Here is a 20,717-nt window from a genome sequence, read left to right as displayed (position 1 = left end):
ATTTTTGCCAAAGCTATATTCTCAATGAGCATCTTTACGACGCACAAAGGGTAAAAGGTCTTCCAAAATCGCCTCGTGGTAGTGTTCTTGAGGATAATGTCCGACGTTATTAAGTTTTATTAATTCAGTATTTGGTACAGAATTGGCAAAGTTTTCGGCAATGTCTACAGGTAGCCAAGGGTCAATCATACCCCATTGAATCAGAATTGGTTGTTGCCATTCTTTAAAGCCAGTTTGTATTTCTGTCATGGCTGAATCAAGCTGTAAATTGCGAATACTTGCTAAGAGACTTCGACCAGATGAAGAACTTTTTAAAAAAGGTTTTCGATAAACATCTAAATCCTTATCTCCTATGCGATAACGGCTTCCGCCTTCTAGTGTCCGATCGACTAATAAGGGGTCTTGGGTCATGACTTCACCTGCTAAAGGTAAACCCATTTGTTTAATTTTCCAGGGTAATTTAGCAGCAGTTGAAATTGGTGTATTTAAAATAGCTAAATTGGCAATTTGTTCTGGATGACGCAAAGCATATTGTAGTCCTACAGAACCTAAAAAACCTTGGACAACTAAAGAAAAATGTTCAAGTTCTAAGGCTTTAATAAATCCTTCTAAAGCTGTGATAAAAGCATCAGGAGTGTAAGCAAAATCTCGTTTTTCTGGTTTGGCAGAAAAGCCGTAACCAATCCAATCTGGAGCGATCGCTCTTGTCCCCTGGTTCGCTAACGCAGGTATAATATGACGCCAACTGTAACTTTGTGAAACTAAGCCGTGTAGCAACACCACAGGCGCTAAGTCACTTCTGCCGATTGGTAAAGATTCCCGATAAAACCATTCCAGTGAATCTACATTGATTTTATGTTCTGTTATTGACACGTTATTTTCCTATATTGGGCATCCCTTCGGCTTCGCTCAGGGCAAGTGGGAATTGGGCATTGAGTTGTTTGTTATTCTTCTCCTGCTCCTCTGCTCCTTGGTCACTGAGCGTAGCCGAAGTGCTGCTCCCCCTCATCCCCCCATTCCCTGAGAAATAATCATCTCACGAATCGCATAAGCTGTAGCGGGTGCAAGTAAAACGCCGTTGCGATAGTGTCCGGTAGCTAGGAGGACGTTACTAAACCCTGGCAACTTACCAATAACTGGGGCTGGGCGTCCTTCAGGACGAGGACGTAACCCCGACCAGGTGCGGAGAATAGTTGCTGTGGCTAATTCTGGGCAAAATGCGATCGCTTGTTCTCTAACAGATTCCAGCAGTTCTTGATTTGGCGGTATCTCATCGCCATTGCTGGGAAATTCCACTGTTGCGCCTATCCAATAATCTCCAGTGCCTACAGGAACAATATGGACATCATTACCCGTTATCGCTGGCTGGAAGTCGGGATTACCTAATGGATTCCCCACACGCATTTGCAAGGCTTGCCCAAGTACGGGGCGGATATCAATTATCTGATTTAATTTTGCCGTTAGCGGTGTTGAACCTAGCCCCGCAGCAATTACAAACCAATCTGCGGCTATTTTTCCTTCTGTAGTCTCAAGTTGATGGCAAAATTCAGATGTTGAGGTTGGGGCATCCAAAACAGTCACGCCAAATTTGAAAGTTACACCATTTTGCTGGGCAGCTTCAACTAAAGCTAATGTCAGGGCTGTTGGATCGAGTTGACGGTCTTGCGGAGAATAGACAGCGCCAGTAACTTTTTCGTTATTAATTTGAGAACAGATATTCTGGAGTTTAGCCGTGTCCCAAATTTCTAAATTCCAGCCTTGAGAGTGGCGAATTTCTACTAGTTTTTCCCATGCTGACATTCCCTCTAGGGAAGAATCACATAAAAGCATGAGAATTCCCTGACGATTAAAAGGGATTTTGCGACCCGTTAAAGCTTCTAGTTCAGGAATCAAAGTTTCATAGCGTTGGATGCTAGTTTGCCGCATCTGCCAAGCTTTACCCTTGATTTTTTGGCTGATTACGCCCATCAAAACGCCAAGTGCAGCGCCTGTGGAAGCTTTTGCTGGTGGTTGGCGATCGCAAACTGTAATTTTCAGCCCTTTTACTAGACTCAGTTCGTAAGCGATCGCAGCCCCAACCACACCACAACCGATAATAACTACATTCATAACTTGTGTTTCAAGTGAGTAGTTAGGAGTTAGGAGTTAAAAATTCTTAATTCTTAACTCCTAACTCTTAACTCTTAACTCCTAACTCTCTTCTGTTTTGGGAAGCAGGTCGAGGAATTTGTCAATGTCTGCGAAAGCAGCCTGGGATTGGTTCAAGGCAACTAGAGGATTGCCAGCACTAGTAGCTTTATCGAGTTTAACCAGGTCTTTAAAAAAATCTCGCGTTATTTGACGTGCTTTGGGTTGGTCTTTGGGTAGAAGGTTGGGAGTGACATAAGTCAGATTCAGCTTTGCTTCTGTTATCGGGCCATGTATAAAGTTACGCACATTAATCCAATCACCTTTTTTAATCAGGGTTGTCAATTCTTCTGAGCGATCGCGCACAGCCTGAATTTCAGGAACATAAGCCTGAATTTTTTCAAGTTGTACTGCTGTGTAAGTCGGAGGTGCCACCGCAACACCAGGGCCACCACAACTAATCAGGAATGTGGCCAATAGTACTAGAAAAAATGAAAAAATCGAGCGTTGACGCACCATATATTGAACTTAATTGTTTTTGGTTTACCAATTCACAGTGTCATTTTAGATCGCTAGCGCAGTCAATCGTTCTTGTCAGCCAAGGATTTTGCATAAAATCTTGATATTTTCTCTAAAGAGCAGAGTTCCGTCTGCTTTTGAAGAATTTTTAAGTACAATTACTTAATAGGTGTTAGCCAGTCCCAAAAAGAAGTGATTTTTGGCATCTGTTTAGTAACGAGGATTGTTAGGGAAGGATGATTTAGAGTTGCTAAATATCAAAGCTCTTGATAAGCTGAAACACCAATAATATAAGCCTTCTGGCGGTTTTTCTGTCTTCACATCCTTGAAGATGCCGACGCGATATAGGAGTGTTTTTTAGTGAACGCAGCTGAACAGGCAACGAACCTTGAACTCGCCAGCAACATTGCCACGGTAGTTAATTTGTTCAAATTCGAGTTTCCTGATGCCAAATCCGATCTCAAACCCTGGAAAAATGACCCGGAAACTAGGGAGTTAGTCGACCCAGATTCTATAGATATTGGCTTTCACTTTCCTGGTATTAGCAAATCTTGGCGAAGTCGTAGTATTTTAATTCAAATCCGATTTTATCAAGATCCCATCAATAATTCCCGGCGTGCGATCGGCGTGGAAGTAGCTGGATTCGATCATCGCGGTGAAGCGTGGCGACTTTCTACGGTGGAAAACTGGAGTGTTGTCGGCGCATCTTCGCCTTCTGGTGAAATCGAGGATAAGCTCAAACAAATTTGCCGACAGATTTTAGAAGTTTTTAATAAACCAAGTGAATGAAGGGGCTGACAGATGTAGGTTTTTTACAATTAGGAGGAGTTAAAGCAAAAGAAATCATCAACAGGAGTACGAGGAAAAGAACTCTAGCGATGAAGATGAATAGGGAGATGGTTGAGTAAATCAGCCACGAGGGTCAGTAATCCCAACAAAAAACAAGAGATGTGGCGGGGAGAATTCAAGGAAAGAGGTAGAGAAAAAACTCGGTGTCGAGAGGGAAGTTGTTCCAGGCTAGGGGGAGAGGATTGATTTTCAGCCTCGCCACCAAGCATAACCATCCAAAGAGTAGAAACAGCGATCGCTAATCGGCATACGTTCAGTACGTTGAGGGTCAAGTAAACGGGTGTTGTGCCACTGCCAACCGTCAGATTTAACATCAGCGATTAAGACTACGAACTTACTGCCAATAGTTGTTACGTCCAGTGCTAAGGCTATTTGTTCAATGTTTGTTGGCAGTAAACTTAATACCCACATCAGTAATGGCGCAAAACAAGTGCTCACATCCAGACTGCGACGATGAAGCCCTTTTTTGGCTTCTGCTTCCTCATACCATTCTCTTAACCTTTGACGTACCGCTGCAACTTTTTCGCCATTCACTCTGGCGATCAATTGCGCAACTTTTGTTAAGCTACTTGATTTGGTCATTACCATGCCAAAACTCCACGTCGCCAGCCCTACCACTTGGGGTATCGACAGATGTCGCATTTTCTCTGATACTATGCGTGTCCACTGTTTGAGATACTCATTTTTCAGCATTTGAGTCTCATCCACACCTTGGGTTTCTAATTTTATTTTCTGACCAGAGAGGCTGAATACTCACACCCTTGTAAAAAACCTACACCTGTCAGGGTTCTTCACCAGGTGAATACATATCATTACAACTGGTAATAAACAAATTAATTAAAGCAAAAGGATAAAAAAATAAATTTTTAGTAAACATCAAGCTTTTGCTAACCTAAAATACTACTGATTGTTTACGCTCAAGCTATTTACACTTAAAAAGTAGCTTTAGTATAAAGACAGTACAATTTTAATGATTAGATAATATCGGTAGCCAGAAAACTTCTGCGATTGCTCTGCTTACCACACAATATCTCCCACGAATTGATTATGAATTCTGTATCTTCTTTAAGATACCCCAGAAACTCCTCTATTAATTGATAGCAATTGTTCGTAATCCTTTGGTGTATCAATATCGATATTCCCTAGTGGGAACGGAATAGAAAAAACTTCATTAAGGTTATTATTAATAACTTTTTTTGCTCCTGAAGTTTCTTTTAAACTGGCAAGTTCTGAAAAAAATGTCTGACTAAATAGAGCAGGTACACCTAATGTGTCTCCATATTCACAAGCAATAATCGTTTTTTCTGTCGAATAATATGTATCAACAAGTTGATTGATAATTTGGTGAGAAACAAATGGCTGGTCGCAAAGTGTAATAACTACTGCTTCTATTTTTTGTGGAAGATTATTTAACAATTCAATACCACTCTTGATTGAAGTACTCATTCCACAAGCCCAATCCGAGTTCTTAAGTACTCTAACGGGAAGTTGTTTAATTTGGAGATGAATCTGTTCTGCGTTGGCTCCAAGTACTACTACCACAGGTTGACAAACTGAAGCGATCGCCATTTCTGTAATATATTGCAACAAACTACGCCCTTGGTAAAGCAATAGTTGTTTCGGTGTACCCATCCTAGTAGATGCACCAGCCGCAAGAATCATAATGGCTATGGTTGATTTTTCGTTGTCTATAGCAGTCATAAAAACTATATGGTAAGTAGCAAGTTTGAGTTGCTTTCATAACATTGGTGAATCGGTTGATTGCGATTTCTTAAAAAACTACCATTGCGGTTTGTTAGCACTGCTTGAATTTCCGCAATAATCGCGATCGCTATTTCTTCTGGTGTATCTGCTCCGATATCAATCCCAATCGGGCCATGCAATCTGGTTAATTGTTCAGTAGTATGAACTATTCCTTGCAAATGTAAATCTTCAAGCAATCTTTCAGTACGCGCCTTTGGGCCTAAAACCCCTATGTAGCGTGCAGGAGATGGCAGCAACATCTTTAAAATTTCTAGGTCGTCAAGGTAATTATGCGTCATCACTACAGCAACTGTGTTGGCATCTATAAATACCTGTTGATGTACAATTTCTCGCCGAGTAAGAATCACATCACAAGCTATTGGAAATCGCGCTCTAGTTGCCTCATTGGCTCGACAATCGACTACAGTAATGTCCCAACCTAATGCTTGAGCAAACTGTGCTACGGGTACAGCATCATAACCAGCACCAAATATTACTAAAGGCGTGGGTGGTTGGATGACTTCAATAAAAACTTCTACACTGCCTAAAGGTAACTGATAGTTTTTTACACTAGACTTTTGATTAGTAAAAGCTGCTTGAGTATCTGCAATCAAAGATTGAATTAAATTTGGATATTTGATATCAGTGATAATTTTACCATTTGGATACAGCAGTAAGCGCGACCCAAGTTTCACATCTACCCCGCCTTCAAAAGCAAAGACTGTAGCAATAATACCCAAATGTTTTTTATTAAAGCACTCTTGTGTAAAAGCGATCGCATTCGGTGAACTTTCTTTTTCAAGACGTTCGATCAGAACTTGCACTGTTCCATTGCATCCCAAACCAAAGCCCCAAAGAATATCTTCCGAAGCGGTGTTATCGTAATTCACAACAATTGGTTCGCCGTCCGACATTCGTTGTTGAGTATGCTCAAATACGTCATTCTCCAAGCAACCAGCGCTGATTGTTCCAATCATCCGACCTGTATCTGTCATCAACATTTTGGCACCTGGTCGGCGATAGGTTGAACCTTGAGTTTTGACTACAGTAGCAAGAAAAGTAATTTCACCATTTTTTTGACTTGACTGGAAGCCTTCTAAAATTGCTTGTAATTCGTTCATTTGATTGCTGATTTTTCTGTTTCTAGCAGTTTATAAACTTAAGTAGGCAGTCTCAATGGAAACAATGCGATCGCTGTGCCATTGTGCATCGCTGCTAGTCTCAAACACTCCTTAGATTTGCTGCCCTTTAACGATTACAGTATATACGTTAGATTGAGGTGCGTTGTTTACCGCCGCACGCATCGCGGTGTTCTGCTATTCAAGATAAGCGAAAACACTACTGAAATCATGCCCCACAGGATAGTTGCCAACTTTAGTCATTTATCTATCAGAAGAGTTAGCACGGAATACTGATTTTCCCTAAATTACAATTACAGTTTTGGCAGAGTACTTTAAACTTATTCCAAAAAGGTGAAACCCTAATGAGTGATTCTGGTTTATACCAATGAAAACTCAGTAAATCTCAGCAAGAAAGGTTAAAAATTTAATTTTAATTGTAGAGCGTGACACTTTCTACCTTAAAATATGAATCAAATTTCATATGAATTGCTATTTATTTGCGATCGCAGCAGTTGTTAATTTTCGCTGAACACGAGAGTATTCGCTGCCAAGTAACTTCGGAAACAAGAAAAACCTATTCCTTTAGAGCAATGAAAAACAGCAGCAAAAAGCAGGTTAACTGCGTAGAAAAGCTGAAGGTGCTGGCAGATGAAACTCGTCTAGCAGTATTAGAACTTCTGATCGACAGTCCCAAACACGTGGGAGAGATGAATGCAATTTTGGGCTTGGAACAAAGCCTACTATCCCATCATTTACAAGTTCTGCGTCGCTCCCAGTTGGTTGTGACCTCGCGTAATGGGAAAGCAGTTCTCTACCGCCTGGCTCCAGAGGTGGAAGTAACTATTGGTAAAGCTTTGAACCTTGGCTGTTGTGTCCTCTGTTTTAACTAAAAACCCAATTTCGGGTTGAAAAGCAATAATGAAAAATTCTCAAATTTTACCTCTGGCGATTGGGTTGGCTACCTGCATTTGGTTACAAGGCTGTTCTTCCCCAAATCAAGGTGCAAATAATACAAATCAGCTTCAGGGAAAACTAGTACTCACAGGCTCCAGTACAATTGCACCTTTAGCGGCTGAAATTGGCAAGCGTTTTGAATCTCAGCATCCAGGTGCGCGAGTTGATGTGCAATCAGGAGGGTCTTCGCGTGGGGTTTCTGATGCTCGTCAAGGTGTCGCTAATGTTGGCATGGTTTCCCGTGCATTGAAACCAGAAGAAAACGATTTAAAAACATTTTCTATTGCCCGTGATGGAGTGACGGTAATTCTCCACAAAGACAATCCAGTAAAATCGCTCAACGATAAGCAAGTTGTAGATATTTACACAGGGAAGGTGACGAACTGGAAACAAGTGGGAGGTAAAGATGGAGCAATTACAGTTGTTAACAAAGCCGAAGGACGTTCCACTTTAGAATTATTTACCCACTATTTCAAACTGAAAAATACAGACATCAAAGCCCAAGTAGTAATTGGTGACAATCAGCAGGGAATTAAGACAGTAGCAGGAAACCCGAATGCTATTGGTTATGTGTCGATCGGGTCAGCAGAAAATAGTGCAGCCAATGGAGTAGCTATTAAGCTGCTACCTGTAAATGGGATAGCTGCAACAACAGCCAACGTCCAGAATGGGACTTTTCCAATTTCTCGTCCACTTAACTTAGTAACCAAAACCCAACCTCAAGGATTGACAAAAGCATTTCTTGATTTCGCGCAATCACAACAGGTAAATGACATTGTTCAAAAGCAAAACTTTGTCGTCGTCTCTAAATGACTTTTGGTTAATTTGGATACTGCGTTTTTTAGCGGCGATCGCCGGAGCGATCGCACTTTTAATTATCGGCTTTCTGATTCTGGAGTCTCTACCAGTCCTCAATCATGTCGGAATAACACGTTTTTTTACAGACTCTTCCTGGAACCCAACCGCCAGATTATATAATCTCTTCCCGATGTTATTAGGTACATTTTTGGCAATGGTTGGCTCAGTAGCGATCGCTACACCTGTAGGAATTATATCTGCGGTTTTTTGTCAATTTTACGCCCCACCAGTAATGGCTCGATTATACCGTCGCTTAATTGAACTATTAGCAGGAATTCCTTCTGTAGTCTACGGTTTTTGGGGATTGGTGGTGCTGGTTCCGATGATTGGTAGGATACATCCACCGGGGCCAAGTCTATTAGCGGGTATTGCCATTCTCACGGTGATGATTTTGCCAACAATAGCGCTTGTAGCCGATGCCAGTTTAGCGAAAGTCCCAACTTCTTACCTTCAGGGAGCAGCAGCTTTAGGATTATCCCGGTGGGCAACTATCTCTAGAGTCGTGCTTCCCGCTGCCAAATCTGGATTGTTCACAGGCTTAATTTTAGAAACAGGTCGAGCAGTTGGCGAAACAATGGCTATTTTGATGGTGTGTGGCAATGTCGTACAAATGCCAAAAAGTATATTTGACCCCATCCGCACGTTGACGGCTAATATTGCTCTGGAGATGGCTTATGCCACAGGAGATCACCGTTCGGCGTTGTTTGTTAGCGGTTTAGTCTTGATGGGAATGATTGTGCTGTTAGTTGCTGTTGCGGAAGTCATCAGTCAAGGAAAAATATATGGGTGAACCTGTTGTAAGTCCTAAAGATTGGTTGCCAACAATCATTGTTTGGACAACTGCTGCCCTAGTTACTGGTATCTTTCTTTGGATACTCAGTGATATCCTTTGGCATGGGATAGGACACTTGACGTGGGAATTCCTAACAACTGAGCCAGAAAATGCTGGCAGAGAAGGGGGAATTGCCAGCATTCTTGTTTCTACTTTTCTGATTATGGCAGTGTGTATGGCAGTTTCTATTCCCATTGGTGTTGGTACAGCCGTTTTACTGGCAGAATTCACTCCCGTAGATAGTTGGTTTGGTGGGTTGGTGCGGCGTAGTTTAGATGTACTGGCAGGAGTTCCCTCTATAGTTTTTGGGTTGTTTGGCAACGTCTTCTTTTGTCAAGTTTTGGGGTTGGGATTTTCTATTTTGTCGGGAGGATTGACCTTGGGGTGTATGGTGCTACCAATCTTGATTCGCTCTACAGAAGAAGGATTTCGCGCTGTTCCAGATGAGTATAGATTAGGAGCCGCAGCCCTTGGTTTTTCACGCACGACAACCCTATTTCAACTGTTGTTACCTGCTGCTGTCCCTGGTTTAGTTGTGGGATTGGTGCTGGGTATTGGTCGAGCGATCGCCGAGACTGCGGCTTTAATTTTTACTAGTGGTTACGTAGATAGAATGCCAGAATCACTGCTAGATTCCGGGCGTGCCCTCTCGATTCATATTTTTGATTTATCAATGAACGTCTCTGGCGGAGATGCCAATGCTTACGCCTCAGCATTAGTCTTGCTGGTATCGCTGCTGGCGATCAATGGTACAGCAGCATGGATTGCAGATCGTTGGTTGCACAGGAGAATTTTTTCTGCATGAAATCGGCAAATATCGCTACTGGAATTGTTGCACCGTTGATTGAAACGGAAAACTTAACTCTGCAATACGGTCAAAAAACTGCATTTGCTAATGTCAATTTAAGTGTGAATCTGGGGGAAATTTTGGCATTGGTGGGGCCTTCTGGTTGTGGAAAAACTAGCTTTTTGAGTTGCTTAAATCGGTTGACAGATATGATTCCCCAGTGTCGAGTCAAAGGGCGGATTCGCATCGGTACTTTAGACGTGCTAAATCCCAAAACAAATGCGAACGCGCTGCGGCGGCAAGTTGGGATGATTTTTCAAAAGCCTAATCCTTTTCCTTTATCAATTTGGAAGAATCTGGAATTACCTTTGCGAGAACATGGTATTCGTAAAGAACAAATCGATGCGATCGTTGAGACAAGCCTGAAAGATGTTGGACTTTGGGATGAAGTAAAAGACCGACTGCAAACCTCTGCTTTAGCACTTTCTGGCGGACAGCAGCAAAGGTTGTGCATAGCTAGAGCCTTGGCTTTGCAACCAGAAATCCTGTTATTAGATGAACCTTGTAGCGCCCTCGATCCAATTGCCAGTGGAATAGTTGAAGACTTAATTACTAGTTTGCGTCAGCGTTATACCTTGCTGATTGTGACACATAACCTAGCGCAAGCCAAGCGCATCGCGGATCGAGTTGCTCTGTTCTGGGTGCAGTCAGGTGTTGGGCAATTGATAGAGTCAGGTTCAGTGCAGCAAATTTTTGAGTACCCCCAACATCCCTTAACAGCAGCTTATGTCACGGGTGCAAGGGGTTGATTTGAAAAATATAGAAATAGAGAAACGAATGAAATCATCATCAATATAAACACTGAGACAGCCCTGCTCAATCGAGTTAACTCAGTTTCATATTTTTTAGTATCTTGTGGTTGATAACACGCTAATATACAGCAGTTGACTACAAACACATAAAGCAAGATTATGGCACTAATTATAGGCACTGATGGAGACGACATTTTAGTTGGAACTGATGGAAATGACACATTTCTCGGCAGTGCAGGTAACGATACCATTACCGGTGGAAAAGGTAACGATATCATTGATTACAGTGGCTTAGAACAACCGGTAATAGTCCAGCCAGTACTTATTAAAAAAGGTGCAGTTGGGAATGACACGTTTAAAGATTTCTTTGAAACTGCGATCGGTGCTACAGGACAGATTAACATTATTGATGCGACTTCTGACAGCACAAATGTATCAATAATAGCTGACTTATCTAAAGAAAGACTAGAAATCAGAGTTGTAGGTTCGCCGCCAATAGTAGTCAATGTGAAGAATTTTGTAAATATAATTGGTACAAATCAAAATGACGTAATTACTGGTGATGCTAGGGATAATGAATTATCTGGCAGTGGCGGCAATGACATTATTAGAGGCAGTGCAGGCAACGATACCTTAAATGGTGGAGATGGTATTGATACGGCTGATTACAGTAAATTGGGTCAAAGCTCTACCATATTCATTGATGGAACTCTAAAAAAAGGTGGTGGATTAGGTACAGATTTACTTGGTAATTTTGAAAATCTTATTGGTGATGCTAGTGCTGTAAATAATACTATAGACGCCTCAATGGCTCCTTCAATACCCTTTTCATTTTTATCCGATCTATCAGTCAACGCCAACCTTGAAACTCGAAGTTTCGTAGTGAATAATCTTCCTGGTGGAAACACAGCTAAGTTCACATTTATAAACTTTGATAATATCAAAGGTACCAATCAAAGTGACACCATTGTTGGAGATGGGCAAAATAATCTCTTATTTGGTAATGGTGGTGACGATACACTTTCTGGCAAAAGTGGCAATGACATACTCACTGGTGGAAATGGTAACGATATTCTCACTGGTGGAGTAGGTGCAGATAAATTTGTTTTTACCAACGTATTAGAGGGTGTTGACATTATTAAAGACTTCAAGGCTGCTGAAGGTGACAAAATTCAGGTTTCTCAAGCAGGTTTTGGCACTATTTCAATCAGTGACTTCAGTTATGATGCCCTCACTGGTTCTTTGTTCTTCCAAGAATCTAGATTTGCCATTGTTGAAAATAAGCCTATTGGTTTTCAAGCCAATCTAGATATTCAAATTATTTAAAATCTAGTAACAATAAAATCAAGCATTTGGTGTCATATCAAGTCTGCTTAATCACTTACGATATGTCATTGCGAGTGGAACAGAGTGGAACGCAGCAATTACTTCGGATGTGATTACTTCACCCCGCTATCGCTGCGTACCCTGCGGGAACGCCAAGGGCGAACGTAATGACAAGTATTTAGCCTGACATGATATCAGTTCTAGAAAGATTGGGTAAGAAAAGAACTGGATTGTAGAGTTGAGGAAACAGGGGAGAGATGGTGAGAGAAGTTATTAACCAAGCTTCCTCTGTATCCTCCAGCCAACCTCCAATGTTGGAGACAATTTACAGTAGTTTGCGATCGCAAAACAAAGATTTACGGAGCGGACTGCAAGTAGAGGTTGTCATAACTGCGGTATGCACATATCATTTCAGTATTCGAGGAACGGGGCCACGAGTGGTGTCCAATCCTGACACACGAGGTAGAGCGATCGTTTTGCCTGTTTGTGCCGCTTCGTAAATCAACGCTATCAGTTTTTGGTCTTGTAAACCTTCTTCACCAGGAGTATGGGGTTGTTTATTTTGAATCACACAATCCGCCATGTGATCCATTTCTAAGGCGAACTGATTCTTCTCACCTATCCGCACTTCGCTAACGTTTTCTGCCATGCTGTTGGTTGGCGATTTGCGCGAAATCATCATTCGCAAACCGTTGTAAGAGAATCCCGGATCGAGTTGCGCCCAAGCATCAGAGCCAAAGACACGAAACCGACGCCCTTCGTGAAACCCGTAGCTAGTGGAGCAAATCCCTAGTATCCCACTGGGAAACCGCAGCTGAAAGGTGACACTTTCTTCAACTTCTTTGAAGCGAGGATCGCCAGGAGTGCTGAAGATTTGGGCGCTAATTGCGATCGGTTCTTCTCCCGTCAAATAGCGAGTTGCATTCAAGCAATAAATTCCCACATCTGGTAAAGAGCCACCTCCAGCTAAGGCGCGTTTCAATCGCCATTGATTTAAGTCACCTCCCTGGTTTTGTCCGTTATCTGCTTGAATTACCTTCACAGTTCCCAATTCTTTGCTACGGATCATCTGAATCATGGCGCGATGGTGCGGCTCATATTGGCAGCGATAAGCAATCATCAGCTTGCGATCGGCTTGTTTGCACGCGTCGATCATTTGTTGAGCATCTTCGACTGTGGTTGCCATTGGCTTTTCACACAGAATATGCTTTCCAGCTTTCGCACCACGCACCGTATATTCCCGGTGCATACTGTTGGGCAGTACGATATAAATTACATCAACGTCTGGATTGTTGCGGAGATTGTCGTAATTCTGATAGTTGTAAACGTTCTGCGGTTTGATGCCATACTGCTGGGCAACTTGATTTGCTTTGGCAGCATCACCACTAACTAATGCAGTTGGCTTTGCTAATTTACATTCTGCAAAGGCAGGCATGATTTCTTCTAATGTCAGTCTGCCAAGCCCAACGATCGCAAATCCTAAGCGTCGCTCTGGAGGTAATGCAGTTGGTGGCCCACCAGTATCAACCTCAGTTTTTTCTGAGATGGGCGGAAACTCAATCTGAGGCGGCAACGGGCCTCCGCGAGGAGTGGCTTGCCCAGTTGGCTGTTGGGCAGCAACCTCTTCGCCCATACTACCAATTGCGGCGGCTGAAACGGCTCCTAATCCAGCTGTAGTCAGAATGTGACGACGAGAAATTTTTCCTTTAAACAATTTAGACATCGTGGTTCCTTAAAATCTCCTTTAATGATGAAATTTTGGGCTTACAGCAGTTTTTATGTATTTGAACCACATCTGTCATAAGGGCACATCATTGCTCATTAGTGTCAACTTAAGCTTAAACGTTTGTCCCACATAGGCTTTACCCCCCTCTCTGGTCTAAAAAACGCTACGCGCAGCTTGCTTCTTTGCAAGAGTACGCGCAGCGGATACAAAGGGAAAGAAGAAATGCTTAACTGAACTCTATTGCCTTACGGGGTTGTGGTTGGAGTTGGGGTGCTAGTTGGAGTTGAGGTGCTAGTTGGAGTTGGGGTGCTAGTTGAACTTCCAGGATTAACAAGAGAACGAACTTCTTGCAGGTGGTCTTGGAGAATTGGTAGAGTTTGACCTGCAAATGTTTTCACATCTGAATCTTGTCCCTGTTCAGCTTCAGTTTGAAATGCAGAGACATCTTTTTCATGATCTTGAAGCATGTGATTCAAATATTGGCGATCGAACCTAGCACGAGGGAGTCTGGATAAGCTTTGCTGGACTTGCTTATTTTTGCTGTCGAGAGTAGTTGGCAGCGTTACACCTTTTTGAGTCGCCAACTGTTTGAGTTGATTGTTTACCAGGGTATGATCTTGAACCATACGCTGTCCATACTGTTTTACCGCATCGCTAGTTCCACGTTCTGATGCTAGTTGCCCTAGTTGGACTTCTGCTAAACCACCTTGAGCGGCTTCAGTCATGAACTGTTTGTCTGCCGAACTGAGGTTATTTTGCCCGGATGGAGTTGATGAGGCAGTTGGTGATACAGTTGGGGATGGACTCTCGGTTCCTTGTACAGGTACAGCAGCTGGAACTTCAGATGTAGTCTGGTCGTGCGGAGTAGTCGGTGTGCAACCAGTCGCCAGAGATAAAGCGATCGCTACTAAACCAGTAGAGAGTATTTTGAAATTGGACATAATTAGTGTTCTCCTTGGATAAAGCTATATTTTGAAACGTGAAATGAAAAACTAAGCGCGATCGCACAGTTAAGTAAGCTACAAACAAAGCCGATTGATGTGAAGCAGATGCCACCGGTGCAAATTGTACAAATAGATTCAAGATTTCTCGATTGAATGCAGGGATATCATCTGGTTGAGTTCTGTTTGGGCGAGGAGCGGTTGCAAAAATCCTTCCGAAACTGTAATGCCGCCACAAATCCCGAAGCAGAAGCAGTTTTTAACAAGCTGCGTCTACTGATTTCCATAATTGTCTCCTACAAGCACCAACAGGAATGAGCCGTATATTATCACTGCTATCTGACGCAGAGACTCTAGCTAAGGTGTGCTTTTAAATATATTCCGCAAGATGCATTCACAATGCAAGCCGATGCATTCTTAATGCAAATCGATGCATTCACAATGCAAGTTGATGTATTCCCAATGCAAGTCAATGCATTCACAATGCAAGCCGATGCATTCACAATGCAAGTTGATGTATTGTAAAAACTTACTTTTTGTTTAAGCTTGCTTGATTTAAAACTTTATCAATAAAGGTAGGAGTTAAAGGGCAGCAGGGAAACCCTCTGTTTTTTGCCTCCTAACGAACTCGCAAGCGAGAGACAAAGGCACCACCACTTTTTCCACTAAAGCTGCTGTTGTAACATTTTACGAATTTCCTTTGCTCAGAAATTGCTTAACCGTCTTGGGTTTAATGTGGGGATAGCGATCGCTCCCAATCCGCTCGAGTTTGCCTTTACCCGATACCATCGCGTACATATATTGGTGGTAAACGTACTCTTCAAGTGAACTGGCTGACGCTTTTTTGTTAGCAATCCAAGCTTTCATCTCGGCGATACTGCCCAATGATTTTTCGGTTAATTTGCTGCCTGTCACCTCTTCATAAGTGGCTTTCAATTGCTTTGCGGTTAGAGTGTCACCTGCGACTGACAATGCCGTGTTTGCCAAGCTTGGGTCGCTCACCGCTTCAGCCACATACTTGGCAGTATCATCAGTAGTGGTGAGATCGAGCGGCGTTTCACCATCGCCCCAGTATTGAAATATCTGATGTTCTAAGTCAAACAGTGGCATATAGGTGATGAATTCCATAAATGCCCCGTTGAGAACTAGGGTGTATTCCAAACCCATGATCTGGAGATACTCAAACACTTCCTTCCGCATATCTAGGTTATCATTGTCGCCGTAGTCCAGCTTGCGGTAGTCCACCGAGTAATCGGAGGGAATGAACCGCTTTACGCCCTGGTGTTTCGCCGCATCAATCAGGTTTTTCTGCCCTGGCACAGTCACGTCATTGTTACCGATCGCAGAGACGACCACATCAACCCCGTCACAAACAGAGAGCAGCGTTTCAGGTTTCATTAAATCGCCTTCCACGATCGTGACACTCTTTGCTTGCATCGCCTCAATTTTTTGACGATTCTCCGCACTGCTGTCGTTGATTGAGCGCACCATTGCTCGAACATCAAGGTTGCTTTTGTCGAGTAGAGCAGAAACAATCTTAGAACCCAGCATCCCAGTAGAGCCAGCGACTAGAACCGTCAATTTTGTCGTCATGATTTTCTTTGTAAAGTTTACAGAATTTGTCCTTTGCCGCTATCTATCAATCAGGCAGACTCGTTACTTGAAAAGCAATTGCACACCAGCGATCGATCTTCCAGAGTCAAACTCAAATAATCTGGTGTCGGGTAATTTAGCTTGCAAAACCTTGTAAGAATTTGGTTTTAGCCGCAGGATACTGCTGAATGACTTGCTCAAGCGCTTGATTAGCTTGTTCTCGATCGGGAAAAGGTATTGAAGCAGGAGGCAATGTGCGCGCCTCTGCGGGTACAGTAGTCGCTATAATTGTGTACTCAAAACCTGCGGGTACATAGGTGTTGAGTAGTCGAGCCGTTTCAGAATCGATTTGAAAAGCGTGTTTTGTACCCCGTGGAATTGACACAAACGATCCAGCAGTTGCTTTAATCGGCTGGTCTTCGACAAAAAAGGTGGCTTCGCCTTCGAGAATGTAGAAGGTTTCATCTGCCGCCTCATGAATGTGAGGTGGTGCTGCCGGACCTTGCGGTATCAGCTCTTCTATACAAGAATATTGTCCATCGGTATCTTCAGCAGTTGCCAGCATAATCCAAAGAATGCCCATACCCCAATAAGCTCGACCTTCGGCACTATTAACTTGAAAAGCTTGTGGCTTATTTTGTGCGTTCATGTATAAATCCTTTATGAAGAAGGGGAAGGGGGAAAGGTAAAAACCTCGCCCGCAAGTGGCGCGACAATCATCATCCCTTTCCCCTTTCCCCTTTAACCTTTTCCCTTTTATTTTTATCCTTTGATTAACTAATCTCTAGAAATCGTAGGAAAAATAAAGCCTGACTGTCTTGGACGATCTTGCTTTTTAACAGTACATTCTTGCTTTAAGCGCGGAACTGGCTGGGTGAAACACCAAAATGGCGCTTGAAATGGCGGTTAAGATGACTTTGATCGACAAAGCCTACTTGAATTGCAATGTTAGCGATCGAGAGATTTGTAGTTTTAAGTAGCCGTTTCGCCTCTTTTGTGCGGCATTTGAGTAAATACTGATGTGGTGTTAACCCGGTCGATTGTTTAAATAAACGGCTAAAGTAATAAGGACTTATCTGCACCATTTCAGCCATGATCGTCAGGCTAGGATTCTGCGCCGAATGCTGGTGAATATATTCAGTCACTTGTCGTAATCGAGTCTGTGATAATCCATCAGAATAGCTTGCAATTTTGGGCTTTTGGGTCGAGTAGTGCCGTAGTAAATGAGCAGAAAGTGCGGTTGCCATTGACTCAGTGTAGAGGCGATCGCAGGCATTCTCAGATTCAAGATTTACTTTTAGAGCAATCCCAATTTGATAAATTAATGGGTCATTTAACTTGAATTGGGGTACGATCTCAAGTCGATCCGGATCGACCACTTCCGCCGCGATCTGCTCGATAAACGTGGGTTCAAGGTGTAGAGCAATCCACTCACTTGCATCCTGTAAACGGACTGATACAGGAGCAGTTGCAGGGGTTAAACAAATATCACCGTTGCTGAAGCGATCGCATCGTAGATGACCATTCAACAATTGCTCTTTGATCGCGACGGCGTGATTGAGATGAATAGTAATCAAATGCTGTGAGAAACAATGCTCAGGAGTCTCAACGGCATTGTAGTATTCGTAATAGCTAACTCTGACTCCATTCCAGAATCCTTTTTGACTAGCAAGAACAGGCGCACTTGAACCAATTTTTGAAATGAATTCGTCGCTGGCAGCATCAAGTATTAACGGCTGTTCTGTAGTCATGCTTCTTTTATTAGCTATTGAAGTCTCACCAAATTGAACAAATACTTTGGCTACAAATAGCACTCATTCTTACCCTCTGACATCTATCTGGAGTTAGGATTGTGCGTGATATTTCAGCTTTGGAGTGTTAGAAATTTTAATGCTCCTCGTAGTTTAAAACTGATTCAACTGTGAGTGCAAGCCGATGCATTTTATAATGCAAGCCAATGCATTTACAAGGGTGAACGAAAAAAGGTGTGGGAGAATAGTTAGTGGGCGTTATCCGCTAACTATGCTCAAGGTGCTAGGCATAGTGACTTTGGCACTGCCGCAGACAATAGAGTAAAAGCCTTCTTCGATAAGTATCTACGTAGGCAGCGCGTAGAGGTTTCGATTGCAACGATCAATTGGCGTAAGTTTTAGGAGAACAAAGATGACAAATGACCTAAATTCATACTTACCTGTACCAACTAAACGAAAATTTGCAGCCACTTTCGGTGTAGTAAGACCAATTAGCTTTTGGGTACAGTTAGCATTAGGCACTGTTTCTATCTTGGCTTTGTTACTGGCTATATTTAGCCGTAACGTCACTGCCCAAACAACGACGAATTCGGTTATGGGTTTTGGAGTATTTTTGGGAATTATTGGAATTTTAGTGCTGTGTTTCAGACTCTACTGGATGAACCGCTACAGGCGTTTAGACAAACTTTTACAGTTGCCTAATCGGGAATTACATCCAAGTAAACAGGACGTAATTCAAGTATTACAAATTGGGTTAATTGTCAGTTTTATAGGGCTATTGTTAGCTTTTTTAGCATCTGAAGTGACTGTTATTGCTGTATTAGCGAAAACGCTAGCTCTGCCTCAAACAATAGGAGTCTATAGACCTGAAAATGTCATTCGGTCTCTAGATATTTTTGTGGTTTTGGCCAATGTCAATCTGATTGGCGCTCACTTTGTCGGAGGCGCTACTTCACTTGGGCTGCTTAACTGGTTAGAGCAATAGTCACCAAAGCAAACAGTCAGTTGCGATGGCGTAACCGCCTGCTGGAAGGGATCGCAAGTTAATCAACTTAATTGAGTTTAGAAATTAGCGATCGCCAATCGTATGATTGAGGTTTCATCGTTTCAGCGATGCCTACGGTGGTCACTGAGCGGCTGGTGAGCGGAGTCGAACCATGCCGTCGGCGCAGCCTCTCGTAGAGAAGTACTGGCTGAGCTTACGCATTCGCAGTATTCGGCGTTGCAGTTTATGAGAGATGCGATCGCTCCCTCTTCTATCTTCCTTTGCGCTCTTTGTGGTTCGATTCTCATGCCCCCTCATATCTAAAGTACAGTAAATAATAGAGCGTAGGGGTAGCTCGTTTATGTACTTGACACTACTTTGCGGGGCGCTAAAAAGCCAAGGACAATTGCTACCAAGAACAATGCTGGAACATCACCAAATAGGTGTCCTTGTTCAAGAGGGTCAATTACTGCATGTACCGCCATGATCAGCCCGTGGACTGCACTTGATATGATGGTGAACCAGATTAAACTGAGGTGAGCTTCTGGTTGCTTTGAAGCTAACAGCAAAAAGACACCAAGTGTCGCATAAACACCAACGATCATCTGTTCGTATTCGTGCTGACCTGGTTGCCATAACCATCCTGATGCCCAGACCTGAGTTAGCGGATAGATAAGTAGAAAAGCTATGCCAACAAGAACTAGAGCGATTCGTAAGTACCGATCGCGCTCATCCATTGCTTTAACCTCCACTATTTTTTAGTGCAGTCTTTACTAACACAACTGCATCATTTTCTGATTGTATTCCCACTAGTGACACTTGAGCTTTAGAGTGTTAGAAATTTTAATGCTCCTCATGGTTTTTGGTTTCGTCTTACGGTTTTGTAATTGCATCGGTCTGTTATGTTAATACATTGGTCTGTTATGCCAATACATCGACCTGTTATGTTAATACATCGGTCTGTTATGCCAATACATCGACCTGTTATGTTAATACATCGGTCTGTTATGCCAATACATCGACTTGTTATGTTAATACATTGGTCTGTTATGTTAATACATCGGTCTGTTATGCCAATACATCGACTTGTTATCTTAAACTATCCTTTCTAACCTTGCCCTATCTGAAAAATTCATCTTACTGATATTTTATTTGTTTTAATGGGTACATTAAATGTATAACTTACTAAGTATGCATGTATGCCTCCCCAAAATACAACAAACCGTTTGCGCCCTCAACTGATTAGTCAAGATATTGACTCATTCCACGGTTTGCAAACCGTCAGCAATTACAACACAACTCGTGCTGATGCCTCGGCTGCTAATTTACAGGAAGCTTATCAGGCAATGTTGATTTCTCTCTCAACAAACTGAAACCGAGAAACTAGCTTTATACCGTGCTGCTGCTGATGCTGCGCGATTAGCAGAGTGGGAATTTCATAATGCTGTATTAGCGATGAAAGAAGTTGTACGCGGGCAATATGGCTCAGATAGCGATCAAGCTCAAGCTGTGGGATTGAAGAAAAAATCAGACCGCAAGCGTCCTTCTCGGAAAAAGACAGTTGCAATCGCAAGTTAATTAACTTAATTGAGTTGAAAAATTGGCGATGCCTACGGCGGGCTACGCTTACGCATTTGCAGTATTCGGCATTGCAGTTTATATAGAGCAATACAGTTCAGATAAGACCAAAACACTTGTAGAGACGGCGATTTATCGCGTCTCGAAAACCCACAATTTTTGCCAGTAGAGCTTAATTGAACCGTATTGTTATATGGAGATGCGATCGGCAGCAA

General features: G+C 42.6%; 24 protein-coding genes and 1 pseudogene. 11 read left to right on the top strand and 14 right to left on the bottom strand.

Going from position 1 to position 20,717, the window contains the following annotated elements:
• Positions 1-21: 21 nt before the first annotated feature.
• The 4 genes from V7K53_RS14725 to psbQ all read right to left on the bottom strand — a co-directional run bounded on the left by V7K53_RS14725 (position 22) and on the right by psbQ (position 2,646).
• Positions 22-873, bottom strand: a complete 852-nt coding sequence (locus tag V7K53_RS14725; protein WP_335198267.1) for an alpha/beta fold hydrolase — start codon at positions 871-873, stop codon at positions 22-24.
• 1 nt (position 874) lies between these two features.
• The gene (locus tag V7K53_RS14720; protein WP_335198266.1) at positions 875-1,009 is read right to left on the bottom strand and encodes a hypothetical protein; all 135 of its coding nucleotides are present in this window, start codon (positions 1,007-1,009) and stop codon (positions 875-877) included.
• Positions 1,006-2,109 (bottom strand): NAD(P)/FAD-dependent oxidoreductase, encoded by a 1,104-nt coding sequence (locus V7K53_RS14715; RefSeq protein WP_335198265.1) that lies wholly within the window; start codon positions 2,107-2,109, stop codon positions 1,006-1,008. The genes V7K53_RS14720 and V7K53_RS14715 overlap by 4 nt, the downstream gene beginning before the upstream one ends.
• A gap of 81 nt (positions 2,110-2,190) precedes the next feature.
• Positions 2,191-2,646 carry a photosystem II protein PsbQ gene (gene psbQ, locus V7K53_RS14710; RefSeq protein ID WP_335198264.1) on the bottom strand — a complete coding sequence of 152 codons (456 nt, stop codon included), beginning with the start codon at positions 2,644-2,646 and terminating at the stop codon, positions 2,191-2,193.
• A 360-nt stretch (positions 2,647-3,006) separates the two neighbouring features.
• On the opposite strand from psbQ, the gene V7K53_RS14705 reads away from it, so the two are divergent.
• The gene (locus tag V7K53_RS14705) at positions 3,007-3,435 is read left to right on the top strand and encodes a hypothetical protein (protein ID WP_181928534.1); all 429 of its coding nucleotides are present in this window, start codon (positions 3,007-3,009) and stop codon (positions 3,433-3,435) included.
• Positions 3,436-3,684: 249 nt separating this feature from the next.
• On the opposite strand, the gene V7K53_RS14700 is transcribed toward V7K53_RS14705, so the two are convergent.
• The 3 genes from V7K53_RS14700 to V7K53_RS14690 form a co-directional block, all read right to left on the bottom strand.
• A complete protein-coding gene (locus V7K53_RS14700; protein WP_335198263.1) occupies positions 3,685-4,203 on the bottom strand; it encodes a hypothetical protein in 519 nt (172 codons plus the stop codon).
• Between the two features lie 357 nt (positions 4,204-4,560).
• The gene (locus tag V7K53_RS14695; protein WP_335198262.1) at positions 4,561-5,196 is read right to left on the bottom strand and encodes a nucleotidyltransferase family protein; all 636 of its coding nucleotides are present in this window, start codon (positions 5,194-5,196) and stop codon (positions 4,561-4,563) included.
• Positions 5,197-5,201: 5 nt separating this feature from the next.
• A complete protein-coding gene (locus V7K53_RS14690; RefSeq protein ID WP_335198261.1) occupies positions 5,202-6,359 on the bottom strand; it encodes an XdhC family protein in 1,158 nt (385 codons plus the stop codon).
• A gap of 590 nt (positions 6,360-6,949) precedes the next feature.
• Between V7K53_RS14690 and V7K53_RS14685 the strand changes: the two genes are divergently transcribed.
• The 6 genes from V7K53_RS14685 (at position 6,950) to V7K53_RS14660 (ending at position 11,928) form a co-directional block, all read left to right on the top strand.
• On the top strand, positions 6,950-7,249 hold the full coding sequence (locus V7K53_RS14685; RefSeq protein ID WP_335198260.1) for an ArsR/SmtB family transcription factor: 300 nt from the start codon (positions 6,950-6,952) through the stop codon (positions 7,247-7,249).
• Positions 7,250-7,277: 28 nt separating this feature from the next.
• Positions 7,278-8,126 (top strand): phosphate ABC transporter substrate-binding protein, encoded by an 849-nt coding sequence (locus V7K53_RS14680; RefSeq protein ID WP_335198259.1) that lies wholly within the window; start codon positions 7,278-7,280, stop codon positions 8,124-8,126.
• Entirely contained in the window at positions 8,083-8,961 is an 879-nt protein-coding gene (gene pstC, locus V7K53_RS14675; RefSeq protein ID WP_335198258.1) for a phosphate ABC transporter permease subunit PstC, read from the top strand. The genes V7K53_RS14680 and pstC overlap by 44 nt, the downstream gene beginning before the upstream one ends.
• Positions 8,954-9,808 carry a phosphate ABC transporter permease PstA gene (pstA, locus tag V7K53_RS14670; protein WP_335198257.1) on the top strand — a complete coding sequence of 285 codons (855 nt, stop codon included), beginning with the start codon at positions 8,954-8,956 and terminating at the stop codon, positions 9,806-9,808. Before pstC ends, pstA begins: the two co-directional genes overlap by 8 nt.
• Positions 9,805-10,599, top strand: a complete 795-nt coding sequence (locus V7K53_RS14665) for a phosphate ABC transporter ATP-binding protein (RefSeq protein WP_335198256.1) — start codon at positions 9,805-9,807, stop codon at positions 10,597-10,599. Before pstA ends, V7K53_RS14665 begins: the two co-directional genes overlap by 4 nt.
• A gap of 162 nt (positions 10,600-10,761) precedes the next feature.
• Positions 10,762-11,928, top strand: coding sequence for a calcium-binding protein (locus tag V7K53_RS14660; RefSeq protein WP_335198255.1), 1,167 nt, complete (start codon positions 10,762-10,764; stop codon positions 11,926-11,928).
• A 406-nt stretch (positions 11,929-12,334) separates the two neighbouring features.
• Here V7K53_RS14660 and V7K53_RS14655 read toward each other — a convergent pair whose 3' ends face one another.
• The gene (locus V7K53_RS14655; RefSeq protein ID WP_335198254.1) at positions 12,335-13,651 is read right to left on the bottom strand and encodes a Gfo/Idh/MocA family protein; all 1,317 of its coding nucleotides are present in this window, start codon (positions 13,649-13,651) and stop codon (positions 12,335-12,337) included.
• Between the two features lie 248 nt (positions 13,652-13,899).
• Positions 13,900-14,595, bottom strand: coding sequence for a DUF4142 domain-containing protein (locus V7K53_RS14650; protein WP_335198253.1), 696 nt, complete (start codon positions 14,593-14,595; stop codon positions 13,900-13,902).
• Positions 14,596-14,751: 156 nt separating this feature from the next.
• Here V7K53_RS14650 and V7K53_RS14645 point away from each other — a divergent pair, with 156 nt between their 5' ends.
• On the top strand, positions 14,752-14,913 hold the full coding sequence (locus tag V7K53_RS14645; protein ID WP_335198252.1) for a hypothetical protein: 162 nt from the start codon (positions 14,752-14,754) through the stop codon (positions 14,911-14,913).
• A 369-nt stretch (positions 14,914-15,282) separates the two neighbouring features.
• Here the strand turns inward: V7K53_RS14645 and V7K53_RS14640 are convergent, their stop codons facing one another.
• The 3 genes from V7K53_RS14640 to V7K53_RS14630 all read right to left on the bottom strand — a co-directional run bounded on the left by V7K53_RS14640 (position 15,283) and on the right by V7K53_RS14630 (position 17,939).
• Complete coding sequence (locus tag V7K53_RS14640) at positions 15,283-16,188, bottom strand: aromatic alcohol reductase (RefSeq protein WP_335198251.1); 906 nt, start codon at positions 16,186-16,188, stop codon at positions 15,283-15,285.
• A gap of 136 nt (positions 16,189-16,324) precedes the next feature.
• Positions 16,325-16,837 (bottom strand): quercetin 2,3-dioxygenase, encoded by a 513-nt coding sequence (locus V7K53_RS14635; protein ID WP_335198250.1) that lies wholly within the window; start codon positions 16,835-16,837, stop codon positions 16,325-16,327.
• Between the two features lie 205 nt (positions 16,838-17,042).
• The gene (locus tag V7K53_RS14630) at positions 17,043-17,939 is read right to left on the bottom strand and encodes an AraC family transcriptional regulator (RefSeq protein WP_335198249.1); all 897 of its coding nucleotides are present in this window, start codon (positions 17,937-17,939) and stop codon (positions 17,043-17,045) included.
• Positions 17,940-18,351: 412 nt separating this feature from the next.
• Here V7K53_RS14630 and V7K53_RS14625 point away from each other — a divergent pair, with 412 nt between their 5' ends.
• Positions 18,352-18,924 carry a DUF3611 family protein gene (locus V7K53_RS14625; RefSeq protein ID WP_335198248.1) on the top strand — a complete coding sequence of 191 codons (573 nt, stop codon included), beginning with the start codon at positions 18,352-18,354 and terminating at the stop codon, positions 18,922-18,924.
• A 122-nt stretch (positions 18,925-19,046) separates the two neighbouring features.
• Here the strand turns inward: V7K53_RS14625 and V7K53_RS14620 are convergent, their stop codons facing one another.
• Positions 19,047-19,232: a hypothetical protein gene (locus V7K53_RS14620; protein ID WP_335198247.1), complete on the bottom strand. Its 186-nt coding sequence runs from the start codon at positions 19,230-19,232 to the stop codon at positions 19,047-19,049.
• 51 nt (positions 19,233-19,283) lie between these two features.
• Positions 19,284-19,661, bottom strand: a complete 378-nt coding sequence (locus V7K53_RS14615; protein WP_335198246.1) for a DUF6632 domain-containing protein — start codon at positions 19,659-19,661, stop codon at positions 19,284-19,286.
• 462 nt (positions 19,662-20,123) lie between these two features.
• On the opposite strand from V7K53_RS14615, the pseudogene V7K53_RS14610 reads away from it, so the two are divergent.
• Both V7K53_RS14610 and V7K53_RS14605 read left to right on the top strand, forming a co-directional pair.
• A pseudogene (locus V7K53_RS14610) lies at positions 20,124-20,502 on the top strand (hypothetical protein).
• 28 nt (positions 20,503-20,530) lie between these two features.
• Positions 20,531-20,671: a hypothetical protein gene (locus V7K53_RS14605; protein ID WP_335198245.1), complete on the top strand. Its 141-nt coding sequence runs from the start codon at positions 20,531-20,533 to the stop codon at positions 20,669-20,671.
• The last annotated feature ends 46 nt before the right edge of the window (positions 20,672-20,717 follow it).

This window comes from Nostoc sp., assembly GCF_036917355.1.
GTDB lineage: Bacteria > Cyanobacteriota > Cyanobacteriia > Cyanobacteriales > Nostocaceae > Nostoc.
The sequence above is the reverse complement of the archived record's forward strand: the minus strand, read 5'-3'. Positions and strand labels throughout refer to the sequence as shown.

Bases quoted from the DNA above. Each gene is read 5' to 3' on its own strand.
- V7K53_RS14680 (WP_335198259.1), top strand. From the start codon at position 7,278: ATGAAAAATTCTCAAATTTTACCTCTGGCGATTGGGTTGGCTACCTGC.
- V7K53_RS14715 (WP_335198265.1), bottom strand. From the start codon at position 2,109: ATGAATGTAGTTATTATCGGTTGTGGTGTGGTTGGGGCTGCGATCGCT.
- V7K53_RS14720 (WP_335198266.1), bottom strand. From the start codon at position 1,009: ATGAGGGGGAGCAGCACTTCGGCTACGCTCAGTGACCAAGGAGCAGAG.
- V7K53_RS14660 (WP_335198255.1), top strand. From the start codon at position 10,762: ATGGCACTAATTATAGGCACTGATGGAGACGACATTTTAGTTGGAACT.
- pstC (WP_335198258.1), top strand. From the start codon at position 8,083: ATGACATTGTTCAAAAGCAAAACTTTGTCGTCGTCTCTAAATGACTTT.
- V7K53_RS14635 (WP_335198250.1), bottom strand. From the start codon at position 16,837: ATGAACGCACAAAATAAGCCACAAGCTTTTCAAGTTAATAGTGCCGAA.
- V7K53_RS14605 (WP_335198245.1), top strand. From the start codon at position 20,531: ATGCCTACGGCGGGCTACGCTTACGCATTTGCAGTATTCGGCATTGCA.
- pstA (WP_335198257.1), top strand. From the start codon at position 8,954: ATGGGTGAACCTGTTGTAAGTCCTAAAGATTGGTTGCCAACAATCATT.
- V7K53_RS14620 (WP_335198247.1), bottom strand. From the start codon at position 19,232: ATGAGAATCGAACCACAAAGAGCGCAAAGGAAGATAGAAGAGGGAGCG.
- V7K53_RS14630 (WP_335198249.1), bottom strand. From the start codon at position 17,939: ATGACTACAGAACAGCCGTTAATACTTGATGCTGCCAGCGACGAATTC.
- V7K53_RS14690 (WP_335198261.1), bottom strand. From the start codon at position 6,359: ATGAACGAATTACAAGCAATTTTAGAAGGCTTCCAGTCAAGTCAAAAA.
- V7K53_RS14665 (WP_335198256.1), top strand. From the start codon at position 9,805: ATGAAATCGGCAAATATCGCTACTGGAATTGTTGCACCGTTGATTGAA.
- V7K53_RS14685 (WP_335198260.1), top strand. From the start codon at position 6,950: ATGAAAAACAGCAGCAAAAAGCAGGTTAACTGCGTAGAAAAGCTGAAG.
- V7K53_RS14625 (WP_335198248.1), top strand. From the start codon at position 18,352: ATGACAAATGACCTAAATTCATACTTACCTGTACCAACTAAACGAAAA.
- V7K53_RS14695 (WP_335198262.1), bottom strand. From the start codon at position 5,196: ATGACTGCTATAGACAACGAAAAATCAACCATAGCCATTATGATTCTT.
- V7K53_RS14615 (WP_335198246.1), bottom strand. From the start codon at position 19,661: ATGGATGAGCGCGATCGGTACTTACGAATCGCTCTAGTTCTTGTTGGC.
- V7K53_RS14655 (WP_335198254.1), bottom strand. From the start codon at position 13,651: ATGTCTAAATTGTTTAAAGGAAAAATTTCTCGTCGTCACATTCTGACT.
- V7K53_RS14640 (WP_335198251.1), bottom strand. From the start codon at position 16,188: ATGACGACAAAATTGACGGTTCTAGTCGCTGGCTCTACTGGGATGCTG.
- psbQ (WP_335198264.1), bottom strand. From the start codon at position 2,646: ATGGTGCGTCAACGCTCGATTTTTTCATTTTTTCTAGTACTATTGGCC.
- V7K53_RS14645 (WP_335198252.1), top strand. From the start codon at position 14,752: ATGCAGGGATATCATCTGGTTGAGTTCTGTTTGGGCGAGGAGCGGTTG.
- V7K53_RS14650 (WP_335198253.1), bottom strand. From the start codon at position 14,595: ATGTCCAATTTCAAAATACTCTCTACTGGTTTAGTAGCGATCGCTTTA.